Annotated in this window: 1 pseudogene; it reads right to left on the reverse strand. The window is 56.3% G+C overall.

From position 1 onward, the window contains the following. Window positions 1-98 precede the first annotated feature (98 nt). Window positions 99-556: pseudogene (locus IE178_RS36585) on the reverse strand (GTP-binding protein); the annotation flags it as partial.

Raw genomic sequence — 556 nt, forward strand, 5'->3', positions numbered from 1 at the left:
CGGTAGAAATTCCTCGAATTTTAGGCGGAATGGGAGTTGTAATTCTTTCTACTTCTCGAGGTATAATGACAGACCGAGAGGCTCGACTAGAAGGAATCGAATTCGATCTGCTCGATCAACAGGTCGGTGATGGAGCGCTCGTCTTCTTCACCGAGGGTTTCACCGCGCGAGGCCAGGCTTTCGGCGGCCTGGTAGTCGAGCAGGAAGTTCATGCCATCGACGACGGTGACCATGGTGTCCAGGCGGGCGATATCGGCCAGGCTTTGCTCGTTTTCATCACGAAAGGTGAAGGTCTCGGCCACCGGCAAGGGCTCGGAGATACCGGTGGATTCGATCAGCAGGTAATCGAAGCGACCTTCCTTGGCGAGTTTTCCGACTTCTTCCAGCAAGTCCTCGCGCAAGGTGCAGCAGATGCAGCCGTTGGTCATCTCCACCAGTTTTTCTTCGGCGCGGTTGAGGGTGACGTCGCGCTGTACTTCGCTGCCGTCGATGTTGACCTCGCTCATGTCGTTGACGATCACCGCCACGCGCAGGTTTTCGCGGTTGCGCAGGACAT

Origin of the sequence: Streptomyces griseoloalbus (genome assembly GCA_014650015.1) — a bacterium.
Lineage (GTDB): Bacteria > Actinomycetota > Actinomycetes > Streptomycetales > Streptomycetaceae > Streptomyces > Streptomyces griseoloalbus.